The organism is Sphingomonas sp. Leaf20 (assembly GCF_001421535.1).
In the GTDB taxonomy this organism is placed as follows: domain Bacteria; phylum Pseudomonadota; class Alphaproteobacteria; order Sphingomonadales; family Sphingomonadaceae; genus Sphingomonas.
In genome coordinates this window covers 525,616-546,846 of the sequence record NZ_LMKN01000001.1, presented here as the reverse complement: position 1 = coordinate 546,846, position 21,231 = coordinate 525,616, and the positions used below count along the sequence as shown (strand labels likewise).

Genomic DNA, 21,231 nt, shown 5'->3' with positions numbered 1-21,231 from the left:
CTCGGGGGAGAGGAAGGGGCCCGCTGCGAGGCAGTGGGAAGGTGAGCGCACGCGTCCCTCCCGCGCTACCATTTTTGACGGCCGTCTCTTCCCGGGTTTCCGGCGGCCGAGTCTCCAATCTGAGCCCGTTGGAGAACAATCATGTCCTGGCTTATCCTCGGCGTCGCCGTGATCACCGAAATCTGCTGGGCGCTCAGCCTGAAATGGGCGGCGACGATCGCCACGTGGCAGGCGTCGAGCGTCCCGATCGTCCTCAGCTTCGTCAATATGGGTCTGCTCGCACTCGCGATGCGCGGGCTGCCTGCGGGGACTGCCTATGCGATCTGGACCGGTGCGGGCGCGATTGGCGTGATCATCGGCGGCGTCATCCTGTTCGGCGACAAGGTCAGCGGCGTCCAGGCCTGCTTCATGGCGCTGACCGTGGTCGGCATCGTCGGCACCAAGGTGTTCGCGCAGGCCTGATGATCTCTCGGCCCGCAGGGCATGAAGAAGCCTGATTCACGCGAAGGCGCGAAGGCGCGAAGAGAAGAATGGTTCACGCGGAGGCGCGGAGACGCGGAGGTGTTGCGCTTTTGGCTGACGTGGCGGCCAGCCAGCGCGTGATGCGAGCCTTCGGCGATCACGGGCGAACACCGCCACCCTAATCTTCTCTCCGCGGCTCCGCGTCTCCGCGTGAACCAAACTCCTTATCTTCGCGCCATCGCGCCTTCGCGTGAACATCACTGTCCTCGGCTGGCATAACCCCCTCCGACTCCCTAGATTCCCCAGCGATGTCCTCCCCCAATTCCCCCGACCGGTTCAACGAAGACAAATCCACGTTCGCGGTGCGCGGCGGTGGTGAAGCGCCCGATCTCGCGGCCGGCGTCGCGGCGATCCGCAACGTGCTTGATACGCTGCCGGTTCGCCCCGGCGTCTACCGCATGCAGGATGCGCGCGGCGACGTGCTCTACGTGGGCAAGGCGCGCGCGCTGCGGAATCGCGTCGCCAACTACGTCCAGGTCGAGCGGCTGACCAAGCGCCTCCAGCGGATGGTGTCGCAGACGCGGTCGATGACGATCGTCACGACCAACAACGAGGCCGAGGCGCTGCTGCTCGAATCGCAGCTCATCAAGCGCTATCGCCCCGCGTACAACGTGCTGCTGCGCGACGATAAGAGCTTCCCGTTCATCCTGCTGCGCGACGATCACGATTTCCCGCGCGTCCAGAAGCACCGCGGCGCGCGGCGCGCGAAGGGCAATTACTACGGCCCGTTCGCCAGCGCCGGATCGGTCAACAACACGCTCAACGCGCTCCAGAAGCTGTTCCTGCTGCGCAGCTGCACGGACAGCTTCTTCAAGACGCGCGACCGGCCATGCCTGCTCTACCAGATCAAGCGCTGCTCCGCGCCGTGCGTCGGCCGGATCGACGAGGGTGCGTACAAGGAACTGGTCGACGACGCGAAAAGCTTCCTCGCGGGCAAGTCGACCGGCGTGCAGGCCAAGCTCGGCGCGCAGATGCAGGCGGCGGCCGAGAATATGGACTTCGAACTCGCCGCGCTGCTGCGCGACCGGCTGAAGGCGTTGACGTTCATCCAGGGCACGCAGGCGATCAACGCGGAAGGGGTGGGCGACGCGGATATCTTCGCGATGGCGTGCAAGGACGGGCTGATCGGCATCCAGGCGTTCTTCATCCGCGGTGGCCAGAATTGGGGGCATCGCAGCTTCTTCCCGCAGCACACCAATGACGTGCCCGAGGACGAGGTGCTCACCAGCTTCCTCGGCCAGTTCTACGAGGACGTGCCGCCCGCCCGGCAGATCCTGCTCGACCGCGAACTCCCCGAGGCCGCACTGCTGGTCGAGGCGCTGGGCGAGCGCGCGGGCTACAAGGTCGCGCTCCAGGTCCCGCAGCGCGGCGATCGCCGCCGGCTGATGGATCAGGCCAAGCGCAACGCGATCGAGGCGATCGAGCGACGTCAGGCCGAATCGACGACGCAGGCGAAGCTGCTGCGCGAGGTCGCGGACCTGTTCGATCTCGCCGAGCCGCCGCAGCGGATCGAGATCTACGACAACAGCCATATCCAGGGCACCGCCGCGACCGGCGCGATGGTGGTTGCCGGGCCGGAGGGCTTCCGCAAGGGCCAGTATCGAAAGTTCAACATCAAGAACAAGGAGACGATCCCGGGCGACGATTTCGGGATGATGCGCGAGGTCTTCACGCGGCGGTTCGCGCGCGCGCAGGCCGAGGATCCCGATCGCGATTCGGGCGAATGGCCAGATCTGGTGCTGATCGACGGCGGCAAGGGGCAGCTCAACACGGTCAAGGCCGCGCTCGAGGAGATCGGCGTCGAGGACGTGTGCCTCGTCGGGATCGCCAAGGGGCCGCAGCATGGCCGCGACGGGCGCGAAGTGTTTCACATGCTCGACGGCCGCGAATTCCAGCTGCCCGTCAACGCGCCGGTGCTGTTTTATCTTCAGCGCTTACGCGACGAGGTCCACCGCTTCGCGATCGGCGTCCACCGCGACAAGCGGAGCAAGGCGATCGGCGCGAGCCCGCTCGACGAGGTCCCCGGCATCGGCCCCGCGCGGAAAAAGGCGCTGCTGATGCATTTCGGCACCGGCCGCGCGGTCCGCAATGCGAGCCTGCAGGATCTGCAACAGGCGCCGGGCGTCTCGGCGGGGGTCGCGCAACAGGTGTACGACTTCTACCATTCGCGGTGAATGATGCTGTCGTCCCGACGGCAATCCGCCCAAGCGCGACGGCAACGCGGCGTTTGGACGAAACTAGCAACTTAATCTTCATCATATATTGCTACACGTGATTAGTGACCACGGCCGCGTTCCTGACGATCGATACCGAGTTCGCCTGGCGGCATCATGCCGCGGGGCTGGACGTCGAGGAGATTTATGCACGGTCGCTCGAACCCGCCGGCGTCGGGCTTGGCTATCAACTGGCCGAGCTGGCGCGTCATGATCTGAAGGCGTGCTTCTTCGTCGATCCGATGCCTGCGCTCCTGTACGGGATCGAGCCGATCCGGCGGATGGTCTCGACGATCCGCGATGCGGGGCAGGAGGTGCAACTGCATCTCCACCCGGCATGGACCGATGCGGTCGCAGGCGACGGTGGTCGCGGGCATGGCCGTTTCGATCTGTCCGATCATGACCGCGCGACGCAACACGCGCTGATCGTCCGTGCCACGGAGCTGTTGGTCGCGGCCGGCGCACCGCACCCGATCGCGTTTCGCGCGGGCAGCTATGCCGCGAATGATCACACGTTGGATGCACTGGCCGAACTCGGCTTCGCCTATGACAGCAGCCATAATGGCGCGGTGTTCGGATCGAGCCACATCATGCTGCCCAAGCGCCAGATTGCACCGATCGTGCCGCTAAGGATTGCGGGCAGGGGTCTGGTCGAAATTCCCGTCACCGTCGTCGAGGATACGCCGGGGCGGTTGCGGACGCTGCAGCTCTGCGCGCTGTCGTCGGGGGAAAGTCGCCGCGCGCTCGAGCATGCGGTCGCGGCGGGTCATGTCGCGGTGACGATCGTCAGTCATGGTTTCGAGCTCGCGAATCGGCAGGGCAACCGCGCGAACGCCGTGCATGTCCGCCGGTTCGAAGCGCTCTGCGCCACGCTCGATGCGATGCGCGACGCCCTGCCGACCTGCCATTTCCGAGATCGACCGCCGCTGGCGCTGGGACAGGACGACCGGCCGCTCGCGCGTGATCCGATTCGTCGGGGGCTGCGTCAGGCGGAGCAGCTCTGGTCGAACTGGGTCGAAGAACGCGCGGGCTGATGACCGCTGCGGCCCCGGCGGTGGCTTCGACCGCTTCAATACAGCTGAAATTCCAGATCGGCGCGCGGACGGTGGCGGCGGTCCCGCGGCGGCTCGTCCGGGTCGCGCTGTCGCTCGACGACGTCCTGAGGGACTGTCCGGTCTCGCTCCCGCCGCTGCCCCCGGATGCGCAAGGCTATGCGATCACCTCGCTGCCCGTGTCGCGGATCGGGGAGATTCGGGCGGGCGGGCTGCTCACCTTCGTGCGGCAGCGTTATGTGCGCTATCATACCGACCTGACGATCGGCGCGGAGGCATGGCTCGCGACGCTGTCGGGCAGTGCGCGGTCGGGGTTGAAGCGCAAGACGAAGAAGCTGGCGGCGCTGTCGGGCGGCACGCTCGACGTTCGCGCCTATCGCACCGCGGCCGAGTTCGCGATGTTTCATCCGCTCGCCCGCGCCGTGTCGGCGACGACATATCAGGAGGCGCTGCTGGGGTCGGGGCTGCCCGACGGCACCGGGGCGATGGACCGTTTCCAGGCGCTCGCCGCGGAGGACCGGTTGCGCGCCTGGCTGTTGTTCGTCGAGGACAGGCCGGTCGCCTATCTGTGCTGCATCTCTGATGGAGACACGCTGCGCTACGATCATGTCGGCCACGACCCCGCATATAACGCGCTGTCGCCCGGCGCGGTGCTGCAGGTCGAGGCGATGCGCGCGCTGTTTGCGGATCGTTTCGCCCGGTTCGACTTTACCGAGGGGGAAGGGCAGCACAAACGGCAGTTCGCGACCGCGGGAACGGCGTGCGTCGACCTGTTGTTGTTGCGGCCGACGCTGGCGAACCGCACGATCATCGCGTCGCTGGGCGCGTTCGACGGGGCGGCTGGCTGGGCGAAGCAGACGTTATCCCACCCACGGCTCGTGCGGGTGCTGCGCGCGGTACGGCGGTGATGATCGGCTCTGCGTCCTGATCCGCACCGGGATGACGTGGCGGCTGTGCCTGTTCCCCCATTCCGTACTCCCCCTTGCTGTGCGGGACGCGTAAGGATGGCGCATGCATCTTCGTGCGTCCGCCATCATCGTCGCCGTTCGCCAGCACGGCGAGCATGGCGCGATCGTGCGCGCGCTGACGCGCGAGGACGGCGTGCAGCCGGGCTATGTGCGCGGCGGGCGGTCGCGGGCGATGCGGCCGGTGTTGCTTGCAGCCAACGTGATCCAGGGCGAATGGCGCGCGCGGACGGGTGAGCAGCTTGCCGCGCTGACCGCGGAACTGATCCACAGCCGCGCGACGCTGCACGGCGAACCGCTCGCGGCGGGCGCGCTCGAATGGGCGACGGCGCTCGCGGCGGTCGCGCTGCCCGAGGCGCAGCCCTATCCGCACATCCACGATGCGCTCGACGGCGTGCTCGGGGCCATCGAGGCGGCACCGACCGCGCGCGGCTGGGCGGCGGCGCTCGTGCGGTATGAATTGCTCGTGCTGGCGGAGCTCGGCTTCGGTCTCGATCTCGACCGGTGCGTCGCGAGCGGCGCGGTCGAGGATCTCGCGTTCGTCAGCCCCCGCAGCGGGGCGGCGGTCTCGCGCGGTGCGGCGCACGGGTACGAGGCCAAGCTGCTCCCGCTGCCCGCGTTTCTCGTCACCGGCGGCGAGGCGGGATGGCCCGACATCTTCGACGGGCTGCGTCTGACCGAGCATTTCCTGACGCGCGATATCCTTGTCGAGCGCCGCGCCGAACCGCTCGCGGCGCGCGGCCGCCTCGTCGATCGGCTCAAAAGGGCGGTTGCGTGAGCGCGGCTTGCCCGGCAAGGGCGGCGGCGGAGGAACGCACATGCCCCTGATCGCGATACTGGCCGGCGACGGCATCGGACCCGAAGTGACGGCGGAGGCGCGACGCGTGCTCGACCGGCTCGGCCTCGATCTGACCTTCGAAGAGGCGCTCGTCGGGGGTGCCGCGTACAAGGCGGCGGGGCATCCGCTGCCGCCTGAGACGCTGTCGCTCGCGCGCCGCGCGGATGCGGTGTTGTTCGGTGCGGTCGGCGACCCCGATTGCGACCGGCTCGAACGGCATCTGCGCCCCGAGCAGGCGATCCTGGGGTTGCGCAAGGAACTGGGACTGTTCGCCAATCTGCGTCCGGCCAAGCTGTTCGCGGGGCTCGAGGATGCGTCGTCGCTGCGCCCGGAAATCGCACGCACGATCGACATGGTGATCGTCCGCGAGCTGACCGGCGACGTGTATTTCGGTGCCAAGGGCATCCGGACGACCGACGGGGGCCTGCGCGAAGGCCATGACGAGATGCGTTACGACGAGGCGGAGATCGCCCGGATCGCGCGCGTCGGGTTCGAGACTGCTCGCACCCGCAAGAGCAAGCTTCTGTCGGTCGACAAGGCCAACGTCCTCGAGACGTCGCAGCTGTGGCGCGACGTCGTGATCGAGGTGTCGGCGGACTATCCCGACGTCGCGCTCAGCCACATGTATGTCGACAACGCGGCGATGCAGCTGGTGCGCGATCCCGGCCAGTTCGACGTCGTCGTCACCGGCAATCTGTTCGGCGACATCCTGTCCGACCAGGCGTCGATGTGCGCGGGGTCGATCGGCATGCTCCCCTCCGCTGCGCTCGATGGTACCGGTCGCGGGCTCTACGAGCCGATCCACGGCAGCGCGCCGGACATTGCGGGGCAGGGCAAGGCGAACCCCTGTGCCGCGATCCTCTCCGCGGCGATGATGCTCCGCCATTCGCTCGATCTGCCAGATCCTGCCGACCGGATCGAGGCGGCGGTCGCCGCGGCGATCCTCGGCGGCGCGCGGACGCCCGATCTCGGCGGATCGATGACGACGCGCGCGATGGGCGATGCGGTGATCGCAGCGCTCGGATGATTCCCGCTTTGCTCGACGTGTCGGACGTCCCCGCCTTGCTCGAACTGGCGGTGGTCATCCCCACGTTCAACGAGAAGGCCAACGTCCCGACGCTGATCGCCAAGCTCGACCAGGCGCTGGCGGGACGCCGCTGGGAGGCGATCTTCGTCGACGACGACAGTCCCGACGGTACCGCGGATGCCGCGCGCGAACTCGGGCGGATCGATACGCGGGTGCGCGTGATCCAGCGGATCGGTCGCCGCGGCCTGTCCTCGGCGTGTATCGAGGGGATGTGCGCGACTGCGGCGCCGGTCGTCGCGGTGATCGACGGCGATCTTCAGCATGACGAGACGTTGCTGCCGGCGATGCTCGACCTGCTGCAGGCGGGCGATCACGACGTCGTGATCGGGTCGCGCTTTGTGAGTGGCGGCGGGACGGGCGACTGGGACCGCGACCGTGTCGCAAAATCCGCGCTCGCGACGCGCCTGTCGCGCCGCGTGCTGAAGGCCGATCTCAGCGATCCGATGAGCGGCTTCTTCGCGATCCGCACCGAGGTCGTGCGTTCGCTTGCGCCGTCGCTGTCGGCGATCGGGTTCAAGATCCTGCTCGACCTGCTGACCGCCAGCCCGCACCCGCTGCGCTTCGCCGAGCTCCCCTACACGTTCCGCGTCCGGACCGAGGGCGAGAGCAAGCTCGATCACGTCGTCGCGATGGAATATCTCATCGCGCTCTACGACCGGATGTTCGGGCGGTTCGTCCCCGTCCGGTTCGCGATGTTCTCCGCGATCGGGGTATTCGGGGTGGGTATCCACATGGCGGTGCTGACCGCGGTGTTCATCGGGCTCGGCACGTCGTTTCTCGTCGGGCAGATCATCGCGACGCTCGCCGCGCTCACGATGAACTTCTTCCTCAACAACGCTTTGACCTATCGCGACCGGCGGTTGAAGGGCTGGCGGCAGCTCGCGGATGGCTGGGTGTCGTTCGCGGTGATCTGTTCGGTCGGCGCCGTCGCCAATGTCGGGATCGCGGCATTCCTGCACGACATGCGCAACGATGCCTGGGCCGCGTCGGCGCTCGTCGGCGTGCTGGTCGGTGCCGTCTGGAATTACGCCTTGTCATCCAAGTTTACCTGGGGGCGTTACTAGCGCGATCGACCCTCCGCAGGGGTTGTCATCACCGCCCGCCCCCGGCAAAGCGTCGCCATGAAGCGCAAGACCGGCCAGGATCGTTCGATCACCCAGAATTGGCGTCCCCAGACGCAGGCCATTCGCGGCGGCACCGCCCGCAGCGAATATGGCGAGACGTCCGAGGCGTTGTTCCTGACCTCGGGCTATTGCTACGACAAGGCCGGCGATGCCGCCGCGCGTTTTGCCGGCGAGCAGGACGGGATGACCTATTCCCGGCTCCAGAACCCGACGGTGGAGATGCTCGAGGAGCGGATCGCATTGCTTGAGGGGGCCGAGGCGTGCCGGTCGATGGCAACGGGCATGGCGGCGATGACCGCGGCGCTGCTGTGCCAGTTGCAGAACGGCGATCACCTCGTCGGCGGCCGCGCGGCGTTCGGATCGTGCCGCTGGCTGACCGACACGCTGCTGCCCAAGTTCGGGATCGCCACGACGATCGTCGACGCACGCGATCCGCAGGCGTTCCTCGACGCGGTGCGCCCCGAGACCAAGGTGTTCTTCTTCGAGACGCCCGCCAACCCGACGATGGACATCGTCGACCTCAAGGCGGTGTGCGACATCGCGCGCGAACGCGGGATCACGACCGTCGTCGACAATGCGTTCGCGACGCCGGCGTTGCAGCGGCCGATGGAATTCGGTGCGGACGTTATCGCCTATAGCGCGACCAAGATGATGGACGGACAGGGGCGCGTCCTCGCGGGTGCGGTGTGCGGGACCGAGGACTTCATCACGAACACCTTGCTGCCCTTCACGCGCAACACCGGGCCGACGCTGTCGCCGTTCAACGCCTGGGTGGTGCTCAAGGGACTCGAGACGCTCGACCTGCGTATCCGCCGCCAGTCGGAGAATGCACTAAAGGTCGGCGCGTTTCTCGAAGCGCGCGTGCCGCGTATCCTGCACCCGGGCCTCGCCAGCCATCCGCAGCACGAGCTCGCGATGACCCAGATGGACGCGTGCGGCCCGATCTTCGCGTTCGAGGTCGAGGGACGCGACCAGGCGCACGGCCTGCTCGACGCGCTCGAACTGGTCGATATCTCGAACAACATCGGTGATTCGCGGTCGCTGATGACTCACCCCGCCTCGACCACGCATGCCAGCGTCTCGCCCGACAAGCAGGCGGAGATGGGCGTGACCGAGGGGCTGCTCAGGCTGAACGTCGGGCTCGAGGACGTCCGCGACGTGATCGACGATCTCGACCGGGCATTGGGCAAGGTCGGGCTGTGAAGGCGCTGTTCCCCAACGCGGCGACCACGCGCGGGGTAACGGTGCGCGTCTCGGTCAGCTATCTGCCCGAACAGTCCGAGCCGCAGCGCGGCCGCTGGTTCTGGGCCTATCACATCCGGCTCGAGAATGACGGGCCCGGCGCGGTGCAGCTGCTCACCCGGCACTGGATCATCACCGACGGGCGCGGGGCGCGGCACAGCGTCGAGGGCGAGGGCGTCGTCGGCGAACAGCCGCTGATCGAGCCGGGCGCGAGCTTCGATTACGTCTCGGGTTGCCCGCTCGCGACGCCCACCGGCGCGATGCAGGGCTCGTACCGGATGGTCGACGACACGGGCGCGGTATTCGACGTGGCGATCCCGAACTTCTCGCTCAGCGCGCCCGCGGTGACGTCGTGAAGCGGACGCATCTGCCGCTCAACGGGCTGCGCGTGCTCGATGCGGCGGCACGACATCTGTCGTTCACGCGCGCCGCGGACGAGCTGGCGGTCACCCCCGCCGCGGTCGGGCAGCAGATCCGCGCGCTCGAGGATACGCTCGGCGTCGTGCTGTTCCGGCGCACGACGCGCGGGCTCGAACTGACCCCCGAGGCCGAGGCGGGTCTCGGACCGCTGCGCAACGGCTTCCTCCAGTTCGAGGAGGCGGTTCGTGCGATGCAGGCGGGGCAGACGTCCAAGTCGCTGACGATCGCCGCACCCCGCGACCTGACCGAGAAATGGCTGATGCCGCGGCTCGCCGAGATCGCGGCCGGGGACCCCGACCTGCGTTTCGTGCTGATCACCGCAGACGAGACGGTCGACTTTACCGAAGCCAATCTCGACCTCGCGATCCGCTGGGGCGATGGTCCCGGGGAGAATGAGGGCGAGGCGCTCGAGTCCGAAGGGCTCGTCACGATCGCGGCGACCGGCAGCGTGTCCGAGGCGATCATCGCCTGGCCCGGCGCGCCTGTTAATGATCCAGCTGCGGGAGATACCACCGCGCTCGTCCGCGTCGGCGATGCGGGACTCGCGATCGATGCAGCGGCGGCGGGACTGGGTCGAGCGACCGTCCCCGAACTGCTCGCGCGCCGTGCGCTCGACGCCGGCACGGTCCAGCTGATCGGCGATGCGCAGCCGTCGCGCGGGGGCTATTGGCTCGTCGCGCCGCTGCCGCAGTGGCGTCAGAAGAAAGTGCGTGCGCTCGTCGACGCCCTGATCGCTTGAGGCGTCGCGCACTACCTCACCCGGTGCTGGTGACTCCGCGCCTGCGGTTGCGGCCGCTGGTACAGGCGGATGCGGTCGCGCTGCATCCAACGCTCGCCGATCCCGAGCTGATGACCTATTCGGCGGATGGCCCGCTCACGTCGATCGAGGCGACGCGCGCCTATCTGCTCGAGGATGCCGCCGATGTGAACTGGCGCGCGTGGGCGATCACGCGGCACGGCGACGACCGGGCGATCGGCTGGGTCTCGGGCGGGCGGATGCGCGGGCAGGGGGTGACCGAGATCGGCTTCATCCTCGCGCGCGCGCACTGGGGCCGCGGCCTTGCCAGCGAAGCGGTGTCTTCGGTGCTAGACCAGCTGTTCGCCGAGGGACAGCACCGCGTGTTCGCCGATGCCGACAGCGAGAACCGCGCGTCGATCCTGTTGCTCGAACGGCTGGGGTTTCGGCGCGAGCGTCTGCTGCGCGGCGAATGGGAGACGCATATGGGGTTGCGCGACAGCCTGATCTACGGGCTTCACGCAGATGACTGGCTCGCGGCGGCACTGCCCCAATCCGCGTAACGCGGTCACTTGAGCGAACCCCGTTGCTCGCCTAAGTCGGCGGCATGACATCGACGAACGACATCCGCCGCGGCTTCCTCGACTATTTCGGTTCGCAGGGGCACCAGATCGTGCCCTCTGCGCCGCTCGTGCCGCAGAACGACCCGACGCTGATGTTCGTCAACGCCGGCATGGTGCCGTTCAAGAACGTCTTCACCGGCCTCGAATCGCGGCCCTACACGACCGCCACCTCGTCGCAGAAGTGCGTTCGCGCGGGTGGGAAGCACAATGATCTCGACAATGTCGGCTATACCGCGCGGCATCACACCTTCTTCGAAATGCTCGGCAATTTCTCGTTCGGCCAGTATTTCAAGGAACAGGCGATCACGCACGCCTGGACGCTGCTGACCAAGGAATGGGGCCTGTCGCCGGACAGACTGACCGCGACCGTCTATCACACCGACGACGAGGCGTTCGACCTCTGGAAGAAGATCGCGGGCCTCCCCGAGCACCGCATCATCCGCATCCCGACCAAGGACAATTTCTGGTCGATGGGCGACAACGGGCCGTGCGGGCCTTGCTCGGAGATCTTCTACGACCACGGCGATCACATCCCCGGCGGCCCTCCCGGCAGCCCCGACGAGGACGGCGATCGCTTCGTCGAGATCTGGAACCTCGTGTTCATGCAATATGAGCAGGAAAATGCCGAGATCGTCGGCAATTTGCCCAAGCCCTCGATCGACACCGGCATGGGGCTCGAGCGGATCGCCGCGGTGATGCAGGGCGTCACCGACAATTACGACACCGACACGTTCAAGGCGCTGATCGCGGCCTCGGGCGCGCTGACGCATACCGCCACCGACGGCGCGAACACCGCCAGCCACCGCGTGATCGCCGATCACCTGCGCACCGCGGGCTTCCTGGTCGCGGACGGCGTGCTGCCCGCGAACGAGGGCCGCGGCTATGTCCTGCGCCGGATCATGCGCCGCGCGATGCGTCATGCGCATATCCTGGGCGCGAAGGAGCCGCTGATGCACCGGCTGGTGCCTGCGCTCGTCACCGAGATGGGCGCCGCCTATCCCGAACTGTCGCGCGCGCGCCCGCTGATCGAGGCGACGTTGCAGCAGGAGGAAACCCGCTTCCGCCAGACGCTCGACAAGGGGCTGAAGCTGCTCGACGAGGCGACCGCGGACATGACCGAGGGTACGCTCGCGGGTGACGTCGCGTTCAAGCTCTACGACACCTATGGCTTCCCGTACGACCTGACCGAGGACGCGCTGCGCGAACGCGGTCTCGCCGTCGACCGCGAGGGCTTCGACACCGCGATGGCCGAGCAGAAGCGCGCGGCGCGGGCCGCCTGGAAGGGCTCGGGCGCCAAGGCCTCGGACGATATCTGGTTCGATATCGTCGAGCAGACTGGCGGCACCGAATTCCTCGGCTATGCGTCCGACACCGGCGAGGGCGAAGTCGTCGCGCTGGTCAAGGACGGCGCGCGCGTCGACCATGCGACGACGGGCGACACGGTGTCGATCGTCGTCAACCAGACGCCGTTCTACGGCGAGAGCGGCGGGCAGGTCGGCGATGCCGGGCACATCTCGACCGACACCGGGCTGCGCGCGACCGTCACCGAGACGTCGAAACAGCTCGGCCGCGTGTTCGTCCACCATGCGATCGTCGATGCGGGCGGCATCAAGGTCGGCGAGTCCGTGAAGCTCCAGATCGACGTCGCGCGCCGCGCGCAGATCCGCGCCAACCACTCCGCGACGCACCTGCTGCACGAAGCCTTGCGTGAACGCCTCGGTAGCCACGTCGCGCAGAAGGGGAGCCTCGTCGCGCCCGATCGCCTGCGCTTCGACTTCTCGCAGCCGGTCGCGATGACGCCCGCCGACATCGCGCAGGTCGAGGCCGATGTGAACGCGCAGGTCCGCGGCAACGGCGCGGTCACCACGCTGCTGATGACCCCCGACGACGCGATCGCGATGGGCGCGATGGCGCTGTTCGGCGAGAAATATGGCGACGAGGTCCGTGTCGTGTCGATGGGGTCGACCGACGAGGGCACCTATTCGATCGAGCTGTGCGGCGGCACGCACGTCACCGCGCTCGGCGATATCGGGCTGTTCAAGGTCGTCGGCGAGGGCGCGGTGTCGAGCGGCGTGCGCCGCGTCGAGGCGCTGACCGGCGAGGCGGCGCGCGCCTATCTGACCGGCCGCGACGACCGCCTGCGCGAGGCGGCGGCGGCGCTGAAATCGACCCCCGACGAGGTGCCCGCGCGCGTCGCGGCGCTGATCGAGGATCGCCGGCGTCTCGAACGCGAGCTGGCCGATGCGAAGAAGGCGCTGGCGTTGGGCGGCGGCAGCGGCGGTGACGCGGCGGGCCCCGAAGAGGTCGGCGGCGTGGCGTTTATCGGCCAGGTGCTCAGCGACTTCGAGGCGAAGGGCCTGCGCGGCGCGGTCGACGAGGCCAAGCAGCGGCTGGGGTCGGGGATCGCGATGCTCGTCGCGATCAACGACGGCCGCGCCTCGGTCGCGGTCGGCGTGACCGCGGATCTGGTCGGCACCCGCAACGCGGTCGACCTGCTGAAGATCGCGGTCGCGACGCTCGGCGGGCAGGGCGGCGGTGGCCGTCCTGATATGGCGCAGGGCGGTGGTCCCGATGGCGACAAGGCGGCGGACGCGGTGGCCGCGGTGCGGGCGGCGCTGGAGGGCTGAGCGGCTTACCGGTTTACCGGCTTCCTTCTCCGTGCCGTTCCCCCGCGGACGCGGGGGCCCAGCTAAGTACCGATAGCCCCCGCTACCCTGGGCCCCCGCCTTCGCGGGGGAACAGCGAGAAGAGGGTTGCCAAATATTCCCACACAACCCCGGCGAAGGCCGGGGCCCAATTGGGAAGGCCAACGTAACGGAGGACCGCCCGTCGTTGCCCCCGTCCCCCAATTGGGCCCCGGCCTTCGCCGGGGTGGGGCATAGGCTTGGGTAGTGGCCACATCACCAGCTAAGCATTACGCCGCCCCGCGCACTTTCGTCAGCGTCGTGCCCGCAGTGATCGCCTCGATATCCGTCACCAGGTGCAGCAACCGCACCCCGCCGCGCGCCATCGCCCGGTCGAGCGCAGCGACGAAATCGCCCGTCTGCGTCACCGTCTCCGCCCAGCATCCATAAGCGCGCCCAAGCGCCGCGAAGTCCGGATTGCGCAGCGCCGTCCCCGACACCCGCCCCGGATACTCCCGCTCCTGATGCATCCGGATCGTGCCGTAGCCACCGTTGTCGACGACGACCACCAACATGTCCGCCCCGTGCGCAACCGCGGTCGCCAGCTCCTGCCCGTTCATTAGGAAACACCCGTCGCCCGCGAGCGCGACAACCGTCCGCTCGGGATGCCGCAGCGATGCGGCGACCGCTGCGGGAACGCCGTAGCCCATCGCCCCGGCGGTCGGCGCGAGCTGCGTCCCCGGTCCGGCATAGGCCCAGTAGCGATGCCACCAGCCCGAATAATTCCCCGCGCCGTTGCAGATGATCGCATCCGCAGGCAGCCGCTCGCGCATCGCGGTCACGCACGGCCCCAGGTCCATCGCGAGATCGCGCGGGCGCGGCGTCGACCAGTCGAGCCACTCGGCATGCGCCTCCTGCCCGGCGGTCCGCGGCGGCAGGTCGACCGCGAGCAACGCCTCGGCGAACTCCGCCATGCCTGCGCATATGGCAACGTCTGCGCGGTAGGCGCGGTGTAGTTCGTCCGGATCGGGATGGACGTGGATCAGCCGCTGTCCGGGGTGATCGGGCGTGACCAGCGCATAGCCATCGGTCGTCGCCTCCCCCAGCCGCGGACCGACGACGAGCAACAGATCCGCCGCCTTTACCCGCTCGACCAGCCTGGGATTGGGGCCATAGCCCAGATTGCCCGCCCAGACGGGGCAATCGTTCGGAATCGCGTCCTGCCGCCGGAACGCCGCGGCGACCGGAATGCCGTTGCGATCCGCCCAGGTCGAAAACGCGCCCGACGCGGCGACGTCCCAGCCTGCACCGCCGACGATTGCGACGGGCCGCTCGGCGGTGGTCAGCAGGTCGGCGAGCAGGTCCATCGTATCGGTATCGCAGCCTTGCGCGACGCGCTCGACGCGCGGCCGATCCACCGCCTCCACCACGTCGAGCAGCATGTCCTCGGGCAGCGCGAGCACCACTGGCCCTGGCCGCCCCGAAAGCGCGGTGGCATAGGCGCGCGCGACATATTCGGGGATCCGCCGCGCGTCGTCGATCCGCGCCGCCCATTTGGCGACGGCCCCGAACATTGCCTGGAAATCGATCTCCTGGAACGCCTCGCGGTCGCGCGTGCCGCGGTCGATATCGCCGACGAACAGGATCATCGGCTGCGAATCCTGCATGGCGACATGCACGCCGATCGACGCATTGGTCGCACCCGGCCCGCGCGTCACGAAGGCAATGCCGGGCCGGTGCGTCAGCGTGCCGTCCGCGCACGCCATGAACGCGACGCCGCCCTCCTGCCGGCACACCACCGTCTCGATCGCAGGCGTATCATGAAGCGCATCGAGGACCGCGAGAAAGCTCTCGCCCGGCACGGTGAAGATCCGGTCGCACCCTTGCGCGACGAGTTGATCAACGAGGATGCGGCCGCCGGTACGCTTGGTCATAACAATCTCCTGCCCGCACCCTAACCGCGCGATCCGCGCGAAGTCGAGGCGTTGCCGTCGCCCGCCTCGCGCTTTATGCGATGGCAAAGACCAGAGGAGGATGCATGGCGAACAAGCGCTACACCGATGCGGCAACGGCACTTGAAGGCGTGCTGTTCGACGGCATGACGATCTGTGCGGGCGGGTTCGGGTTGTGCGGCATCCCCGAGCGGCTGATCGATGCGATCGAGGCGTCGGGGGTCAAGGATCTGACGATCGCGAGCAACAATGCCGGGATCGACGGGCAGGGGCTCGGCAAGCTGCTCCGCTCGCGCCAGGTGAAGAAGATGATCTCGTCCTATGTCGGTGAGAACAAGGAGTTCGAGCGGCAATATCTGAGCGGTGAGCTCGAGGTCGAGTTCTGCCCGCAGGGCACGCTCGCCGAGCGTTGCCGCGCGGGCGGCGCGGGCATCCCCGGCTTCTACACCAAGACCGGCGTCGGCACGTTGGTGGCGGAGGGCAAGGAGGTGAAGAGCTTCGACGGGCAGGACTATATCCTCGAACGCGGTATCCGCGCGGACCTGAGCATCATCAAGGGCTGGAAGGCGGACGAGAGCGGTAACCTGATCTTCCGCAAGACCGCGCGCAACTTCAACCAGCCGATGGCGACCGCGGGCAAGATCTGCGTCGCCGAGGTCGAGGAGATCGTCCCCGTCGGGAGCCTCGATCCCGACACGATCCATTTGCCGGGGATCTACGTGAAGCGGATGATCGTCGGGGCACCCTACGACAAGAAGATCGAATTCCGCACCGTCCGCGAGCGGGTCTCGGCGTGACATCGGCGCCGTTCTCCCGCGCCCGCGGGAGCGCAGGGTTGCGGGCGTTCCGGCGGGTCGCCTGGGCCCCTGCATTAGCAGGGGCACTCGCCCTGCAAGGGTGCGTCAGCGTGTCGGCGCCGACTTCGATCGCGCCTGCACCGACCGCAGCCGTGCCCGTCACCGTCGACGGCGTCCCCGCGGGGATGCAGTATCTCTATGCCTCGGGCGAGGCTGCCGCGGTCAGCATCCAGGCGTGGAACGCGCTCGTCGGCTATGTCCGTGCGCAGCGCTCGCCGGTGTCGGTCGTGCTCGCGCCGGGCGCGACGCTTGCCGCGCCGAGCTGGACCGCGTGCGGCGGCAAGCCGAAAGCCGCGGTGTTCGACGTCGACGAAACCGTCCTGCTCAACCTCGGCTTCGAATATGACGCGGCATCCGGCCAGCCCTGGTCCGATAGCCGCTGGCAGGCGTGGGAGCGCACCGGCATCAAGCAGGTCGCGCCCGTCCCCGGCGCGCGTGCGGCGCTGACGCAGCTCCGCGCGATGGGCGTCACGGTCGTGTTCAACTCCAACCGTTCCGCCGCCAACGCCGCGCAGACGCAGGCGGCGATCGACGCCGCCGGCCTTGGCCCCGCGCGCCATGGCGAGACGCTGTTCCTCGCCGGCGACGACGCGATGGGGTCGAAGAAGGATGGCCGCCGCGCGACGATCGCCGCGAAATACTGCGTGGTCGCGATGGGCGGCGATCAGCTCGGCGATTTCAGCGATCTGTTCAACGCAGGCCAGACTCCCGCGGCGCGTCGTGCCGTCGTCCAGTCGCCCACGCTCGCCGCGAAATGGGGGGCGGGGTGGTTCGTGCTGCCCAATCCCGTCTACGGCACCGCGCTGAAAGGCACGCGCGACGAGGTCTTTCCGCCCGCGATCCACTGGGCGCCGACACAGGGAGTCCAGTGATGACTGACCATCCCAATGCGATCAAGCTCGACGCAGGCGCCGCGCTGACCGGCGAATCGCTCGAGGTGGCGCGGATCTGGATCACCAACAATGCGGGCAGCAACGTGCTGATCGATGCGGGGGTGCTCGAGGATCCGACGGTGTTCGGCTATCTTCTCGCCGACACGATCCGTCACGCCGCGCGCGCCTATGCGGCCACCTGGGACATTGCCGAGGACGCCGCTTTGCAGGCGATCGTCGACGGCGTCAGCGCGGAGCTGCGCGACCAGGTCACGACCATTACTACCATCCAGGAAGGAACGCTCAACTGATGCCGTGGGATCGCAACCAGATGGCCGCGCGTGCCGCCAAGGAACTGAAGGACGGCTATTACGTCAATCTCGGCATCGGCATCCCGACGCTTGTCGCGAACAACATTCCCGACGGCATGACCGTCACGCTCCAGTCGGAGAACGGGATGCTCGGGATCGGTCCGTTCCCCTATGCGGGCGAAGAGGATGCCGACCTGATCAATGCGGGCAAGCAGACGATCAGCGAACTGCCCTCGTCGGTATATTTCAGCTCGTCGGACAGCTTCGCGATGATCCGCGGCGGGCATATCGACCTGACCGTGCTCGGCGCGATGGAGGTGAGCGAAGACGGCGACATCGCCAACTGGATGATCCCGGGCAAGATGATCAAGGGCATGGGCGGCGCGATGGATCTCGTCGCCGGCGTCAAGCAGATCATCGTCGTGATGGATCACACCGCGAAGGACGGCACGCCGAAGTTCATCCCGTCGTGCTCGCTGCCGCTGACGGGCAAGAACGTCGTCGACATGATCGTCACCGATCTGGCCGTGTTCCAGCGCGCCGACCATGGGTCGCCGTTCAAGCTGATGGAACTCGCGCCGGGCGTCACTGCGGACGAGGTCGCGGCGAAGACGACGGCGCGCTACACCGCCTGATGAAACGCGCCGCCATCGTTCTGGCGTTGATCGTTATCCTGATCGCGGGTGCGGCATTCAGCGCGGGTCCCGGCACGCTCAGCGTGCTGGACGGCGTGATGGGCGGGGGCCGAGGGACCGCGCGGGTGCGCGAGGGGGTGCCGTTCGGTACGCACGGGCAGAAGCTCGACGTGTGGCGGCCATCGGGGGGCGTCAAGACGGGGCTGCCGGTGCTCGTCTTCTGGTATGGCGGCGGGTGGGTGCACGGCTCGCGCAGCGACTATGCCTTTGCCGCGCGCGCCTATGCGAAGGCAGGCTACGTCGTCGTGATGCCTGACTACCGCAAAGTCCCCGACGTGCGCTTCCCCGCCTTCCTCCAGGACGGTGCCGAGGCGATGAAGTGGACGCGCGACCATATCGCGCAGTCCGGCGGCGACCCGAACCGGATCGCGGTCGCGGGCCATTCCGCGGGAGCATACACAGTCGCGATGCTGACGCTCGACGAGCGCTGGCTGAGGGCGGAGGGCGTCGACCCGCATATCATCAAGGCCGCGGTCGGGCAATGCGGGCCGTATGATTTCTACCCCTTCACCGCCAAGCGCGCGATCGATGCGATGCAGGGCGCGACGGACCCGGTGATGACCCAGCCGATCCACTTTGCGCGGCGCGACGCGCCGCCGATGCTGCTAGTGACCGCGGGCGACGACACGCAGGTGAAGCCGCACAACGCGATCAACCTTGCAGCAAGGCTGAAGACGCTCGGTGCACCGGTGACGCATGTCGATTATCCCGGCCTGAGCCACGAAAACGTCGCGATGGCACTCTCGAAGCCGTTCCGGGGCAAGGCGCCGGTGCTGGCCGACAGCGTGGCCTTCCTGAAGCGGGCGATGCCGTGAACGGGCCCCTGCCGGCCGTGACGGGTACGGCAGCAGCGAGGATGACGGCGGACGAGCAGGAACACCGCCACCCTCGTTGACAGGACGGAGCCATGCCGCCCCGACCTTGGCTCGCCGCTGGATTTTTTCGTCCGGCGGCGGCCTTAGTGGCTTACCAGATGCGGACGCGGTCCGCAGGCGCGAGATACTGTGCGTCGCCGGGCTTCACGTCGAACGCCTTGTACCAGGCATCGACGTTGCGCAGCGGGTTGATCGCGCGGATCTGCCCTGGCGAATGCGGGTCGCTGACGAGCTGCTGGCGCAGGGCCTCGGTGCGGAACAGCGTGCGCCAGACCTGACCCCAGCCGAGGAAGAAGCGCTGGTCGCCGCTATAGCCGTCGAGCACCGGCGCGGGCTCGCCACCGAGCGAGGTGTGATAGGCGTCGAGCGAGATCAGCACGCCGCCCAGATCGCCGATATTCTCGCCCATCGATGCGCGACCGTTGATCTTCACCCCGGGCAGGCCCTCGAACGTATAGGCTTCATACTGCGCGCCGAGCTTGACCGCCTGTGCCTCGAACTTGGCGGCATCCTGCGCGGTCCACCAGTCGCGCAGCACGCCCTTGCCGTCCGACTTGCGTCCCTGATCGTCGAAGCCGTGGCTGATCTCGTGACCGATCACGCCGCCGATGCCGCCGTAGTTGACCGCCGGGTCGGCGTCGGGATCGAAGAAGGGCGGTTGCAGGATCGCCGCGGGGAAGACGATCTCGTTCTTCACCGAATTGTAATAGGCGTTCACGGTCTGCGGGGTCATGCCCCATTCGGCCTTGTCGACCGGACCGCCCATGCGGTTGCGGCGATAGTCCCATTCGAACCGGCTCGCGCGTTCGACATTGCCGATCAGGTCGCCGGGGACGATGCGCAGCGCGGTATAGTCGCGCCATTTGTCGGGATAGCCGACCTTGACGCTGAAATTGGCAAGCTTGGCCTGCGCCTCCTGCTTGGTCGCGGCGCCCATCCAGGGAAGGCCGTCGATCCGGCCGCGCAGCGCGATCCGCAGGTTGGCGACGAGGGCGTCCATCTTGGTCTTGGACGAAGGCGGGAAATAGAGCGCGACGTAATCGCGGCCGATCGCCTCGCCCAGTGCGCGTTCGGTGACGCCGATTCCGCGCTTCCAGCGATCGCGCTGCTGCGGCTGGCCGTTGAGGAATTTCGAGCGGAAATCGAAATTGGCGTCGACGAACCGCTTCGACAGCATCGGCGCGATGTCGTCGGTGGTGCGGAACGCCTGCCAGGCCTTGAGCGTGTCGAGGTCGGTGGTCGCAAACACCTCGGCGATCTTGGGGAAGGCGGTGTTCTGCGCGACGATCGCGCGGTCCGCCTTGGCGACGCCCGCCGCCGTCCAGAACTTCGCCCAGGGGAAGCCGGGGGCCTGTGCCTGCAACTGCGCCAGCGTCATCGGATTATAGGTCTTGTCGCGGTCGCGGCTTTCCGCGCGGGTCCAGTGCGCCTGCGCGATGCGCGTTTCCATCGCGACGATCTTGGTCGCGGCGGCGTCGGGATTGGCCCAGCCCGCCATCGTCAGCATCTGTGCGACATACTGGCGGTAGCGCGCGACCTGGGACGCGAACTTCGCATCGAGATACAGATCGCGGTCGCCCAGACCCAGCCCCGACTGACGCAGGTAGAGCGCGTAGACATCGGGGCGCTTCGCGTCGTCGTTGACGCCAGGACCGAAGAAGCTCGCGCCGAAGCCGCCCATCGACTGGCCCATCAGCACGGCGACGTCATCCTTGGACGCGGCCGCCTTCACGGGCGCCAGCCGCTGGATGAGCGGTGCCGCATCGGCACGCTCGATCGCTGCCTCGTCCATGAAACCCTGATACAGCGTCGCCACCTTGGCGCGGTCGGGGTTCGCGGCATCGGCGGGACGATAGCCCTCGACGAGCGTGCGCATCCGCGCCTCGGACAGGTCGCGCAGCACCGCGAAGGCGCCATAGGACGAGCGATCCGCCGGGATCTGCGTCTTCTTGACCCAGCTGCCGTTCACATAGTCGAACCAGTCGTTGCCGGGCTTCACGCTCTTGTCCATGCCGGCAAGGTCGAAGCCCCAGCTGCCATAGCGGGTGGCGGCGGAATCGGCGGCGGCGGGGGCAGAGGCGGCGTCCTGCGGCATGATCGATTCAATCGTGCAGGCATCGTCGATGCAGGCGTGCAGATCCTGTGCGGTGGCGGACGACGCGGCAATCGCGACGACAGAGGCAAATATGACGAACCTGGTCTTCAAAGGATGGTCTCCGCAAT

Annotated in this window: 19 protein-coding genes; 17 read left to right on the top strand and 2 right to left on the bottom strand. The window is 67.9% G+C overall.

Annotation, left to right across the window (positions count from 1 at the left end):
• Positions 1 to 141 precede the first annotated feature (141 nt).
• The 12 genes from ASE72_RS02645 (at position 142) to alaS (ending at position 13,449) form a co-directional block, all read left to right on the top strand.
• Positions 142 to 462: a DMT family transporter gene (locus tag ASE72_RS02645; protein ID WP_056016307.1), complete on the top strand. Its 321-nt coding sequence runs from the start codon at positions 142 to 144 to the stop codon at positions 460 to 462.
• Positions 463 to 770: 308 nt separating this feature from the next.
• The gene (uvrC, locus tag ASE72_RS02640; RefSeq protein WP_056016304.1) at positions 771 to 2,696 is read left to right on the top strand and encodes an excinuclease ABC subunit UvrC; all 1,926 of its coding nucleotides are present in this window, start codon (positions 771 to 773) and stop codon (positions 2,694 to 2,696) included.
• 104 nt (positions 2,697 to 2,800) lie between these two features.
• Complete coding sequence (locus ASE72_RS02635; protein WP_056016301.1) at positions 2,801 to 3,769, top strand: polysaccharide deacetylase; 969 nt, start codon at positions 2,801 to 2,803, stop codon at positions 3,767 to 3,769.
• On the top strand, positions 3,769 to 4,695 hold the full coding sequence (locus ASE72_RS02630; protein WP_082445747.1) for a GNAT family N-acetyltransferase: 927 nt from the start codon (positions 3,769 to 3,771) through the stop codon (positions 4,693 to 4,695). The genes ASE72_RS02635 and ASE72_RS02630 overlap by 1 nt, the downstream gene beginning before the upstream one ends.
• 103 nt (positions 4,696 to 4,798) lie before the next feature.
• On the top strand, positions 4,799 to 5,530 hold the full coding sequence (recO, locus tag ASE72_RS02625; protein WP_056016296.1) for a DNA repair protein RecO: 732 nt from the start codon (positions 4,799 to 4,801) through the stop codon (positions 5,528 to 5,530).
• Positions 5,531 to 5,570: 40 nt separating this feature from the next.
• Entirely contained in the window at positions 5,571 to 6,617 is a 1,047-nt protein-coding gene (gene leuB / locus ASE72_RS02620) for a 3-isopropylmalate dehydrogenase (RefSeq protein ID WP_056018770.1), read from the top strand.
• The gene (locus ASE72_RS02615; protein ID WP_056016293.1) at positions 6,614 to 7,741 is read left to right on the top strand and encodes a glycosyltransferase family 2 protein; all 1,128 of its coding nucleotides are present in this window, start codon (positions 6,614 to 6,616) and stop codon (positions 7,739 to 7,741) included. Before leuB ends, ASE72_RS02615 begins: the two co-directional genes overlap by 4 nt.
• Positions 7,742 to 7,798: 57 nt before the next feature.
• On the top strand, positions 7,799 to 9,004 hold the full coding sequence (locus tag ASE72_RS02610; protein ID WP_056016290.1) for a trans-sulfuration enzyme family protein: 1,206 nt from the start codon (positions 7,799 to 7,801) through the stop codon (positions 9,002 to 9,004).
• Positions 9,001 to 9,399: a Co2+/Mg2+ efflux protein ApaG gene (apaG, locus tag ASE72_RS02605; RefSeq protein WP_056016288.1), complete on the top strand. Its 399-nt coding sequence runs from the start codon at positions 9,001 to 9,003 to the stop codon at positions 9,397 to 9,399. Before ASE72_RS02610 ends, apaG begins: the two co-directional genes overlap by 4 nt.
• Positions 9,396 to 10,202 (top strand): LysR family transcriptional regulator, encoded by an 807-nt coding sequence (locus ASE72_RS02600; protein WP_056016286.1) that lies wholly within the window; start codon positions 9,396 to 9,398, stop codon positions 10,200 to 10,202. Before apaG ends, ASE72_RS02600 begins: the two co-directional genes overlap by 4 nt.
• A gap of 29 nt (positions 10,203 to 10,231) precedes the next feature.
• Positions 10,232 to 10,762 (top strand): GNAT family N-acetyltransferase, encoded by a 531-nt coding sequence (locus ASE72_RS02595; protein ID WP_235532195.1) that lies wholly within the window; start codon positions 10,232 to 10,234, stop codon positions 10,760 to 10,762.
• 44 nt (positions 10,763 to 10,806) lie between these two features.
• Entirely contained in the window at positions 10,807 to 13,449 is a 2,643-nt protein-coding gene (gene alaS / locus ASE72_RS02590; protein WP_056016276.1) for an alanine--tRNA ligase, read from the top strand.
• 287 nt (positions 13,450 to 13,736) lie between these two features.
• On the opposite strand, the gene ASE72_RS02585 is transcribed toward alaS, so the two are convergent.
• Positions 13,737 to 15,380: a thiamine pyrophosphate-binding protein gene (locus tag ASE72_RS02585; RefSeq protein WP_056016273.1), complete on the bottom strand. Its 1,644-nt coding sequence runs from the start codon at positions 15,378 to 15,380 to the stop codon at positions 13,737 to 13,739.
• A gap of 104 nt (positions 15,381 to 15,484) precedes the next feature.
• On the opposite strand from ASE72_RS02585, the gene ASE72_RS02580 reads away from it, so the two are divergent.
• The 5 genes from ASE72_RS02580 (at position 15,485) to ASE72_RS02560 (ending at position 18,948) form a co-directional block, all read left to right on the top strand.
• Positions 15,485 to 16,195 (top strand): CoA transferase subunit A, encoded by a 711-nt coding sequence (locus ASE72_RS02580; protein ID WP_056016271.1) that lies wholly within the window; start codon positions 15,485 to 15,487, stop codon positions 16,193 to 16,195.
• Between the two features lie 110 nt (positions 16,196 to 16,305).
• Complete coding sequence (locus tag ASE72_RS02575; RefSeq protein ID WP_443024705.1) at positions 16,306 to 17,127, top strand: HAD family acid phosphatase; 822 nt, start codon at positions 16,306 to 16,308, stop codon at positions 17,125 to 17,127.
• On the top strand, positions 17,127 to 17,438 hold the full coding sequence (locus ASE72_RS02570) for a DUF5076 domain-containing protein (protein ID WP_056016266.1): 312 nt from the start codon (positions 17,127 to 17,129) through the stop codon (positions 17,436 to 17,438). Before ASE72_RS02575 ends, ASE72_RS02570 begins: the two co-directional genes overlap by 1 nt.
• Positions 17,438 to 18,073: a 3-oxoacid CoA-transferase subunit B gene (locus ASE72_RS02565; RefSeq protein WP_056016263.1), complete on the top strand. Its 636-nt coding sequence runs from the start codon at positions 17,438 to 17,440 to the stop codon at positions 18,071 to 18,073. Before ASE72_RS02570 ends, ASE72_RS02565 begins: the two co-directional genes overlap by 1 nt.
• Positions 18,073 to 18,948, top strand: a complete 876-nt coding sequence (locus tag ASE72_RS02560) for an alpha/beta hydrolase (protein WP_056016260.1) — start codon at positions 18,073 to 18,075, stop codon at positions 18,946 to 18,948. Before ASE72_RS02565 ends, ASE72_RS02560 begins: the two co-directional genes overlap by 1 nt.
• Positions 18,949 to 19,099: 151 nt before the next feature.
• Here the strand turns inward: ASE72_RS02560 and ASE72_RS02555 are convergent, their stop codons facing one another.
• Positions 19,100 to 21,103 carry a M13-type metalloendopeptidase gene (locus tag ASE72_RS02555; RefSeq protein ID WP_082445857.1) on the bottom strand — a complete coding sequence of 668 codons (2,004 nt, stop codon included), beginning with the start codon at positions 21,101 to 21,103 and terminating at the stop codon, positions 19,100 to 19,102.
• Positions 21,104 to 21,231: the final 128 nt, after the last annotated feature.

Bases quoted from the DNA above. Each gene is read 5' to 3' on its own strand.
- ASE72_RS02630 (WP_082445747.1), top strand. From the start codon at position 3,769: ATGACCGCTGCGGCCCCGGCGGTGGCTTCGACCGCTTCAATACAGCTG.
- uvrC (WP_056016304.1), top strand. From the start codon at position 771: ATGTCCTCCCCCAATTCCCCCGACCGGTTCAACGAAGACAAATCCACG.
- ASE72_RS02570 (WP_056016266.1), top strand. From the start codon at position 17,127: ATGACTGACCATCCCAATGCGATCAAGCTCGACGCAGGCGCCGCGCTG.
- ASE72_RS02560 (WP_056016260.1), top strand. From the start codon at position 18,073: ATGAAACGCGCCGCCATCGTTCTGGCGTTGATCGTTATCCTGATCGCG.
- ASE72_RS02555 (WP_082445857.1), bottom strand. From the start codon at position 21,103: ATGCCGCAGGACGCCGCCTCTGCCCCCGCCGCCGCCGATTCCGCCGCC.
- ASE72_RS02645 (WP_056016307.1), top strand. From the start codon at position 142: ATGTCCTGGCTTATCCTCGGCGTCGCCGTGATCACCGAAATCTGCTGG.
- ASE72_RS02610 (WP_056016290.1), top strand. From the start codon at position 7,799: ATGAAGCGCAAGACCGGCCAGGATCGTTCGATCACCCAGAATTGGCGT.
- ASE72_RS02580 (WP_056016271.1), top strand. From the start codon at position 15,485: ATGGCGAACAAGCGCTACACCGATGCGGCAACGGCACTTGAAGGCGTG.
- ASE72_RS02585 (WP_056016273.1), bottom strand. From the start codon at position 15,380: ATGACCAAGCGTACCGGCGGCCGCATCCTCGTTGATCAACTCGTCGCG.
- ASE72_RS02615 (WP_056016293.1), top strand. From the start codon at position 6,614: ATGATTCCCGCTTTGCTCGACGTGTCGGACGTCCCCGCCTTGCTCGAA.
- leuB (WP_056018770.1), top strand. From the start codon at position 5,571: ATGCCCCTGATCGCGATACTGGCCGGCGACGGCATCGGACCCGAAGTG.
- ASE72_RS02565 (WP_056016263.1), top strand. From the start codon at position 17,438: ATGCCGTGGGATCGCAACCAGATGGCCGCGCGTGCCGCCAAGGAACTG.
- alaS (WP_056016276.1), top strand. From the start codon at position 10,807: ATGACATCGACGAACGACATCCGCCGCGGCTTCCTCGACTATTTCGGT.
- recO (WP_056016296.1), top strand. From the start codon at position 4,799: ATGCATCTTCGTGCGTCCGCCATCATCGTCGCCGTTCGCCAGCACGGC.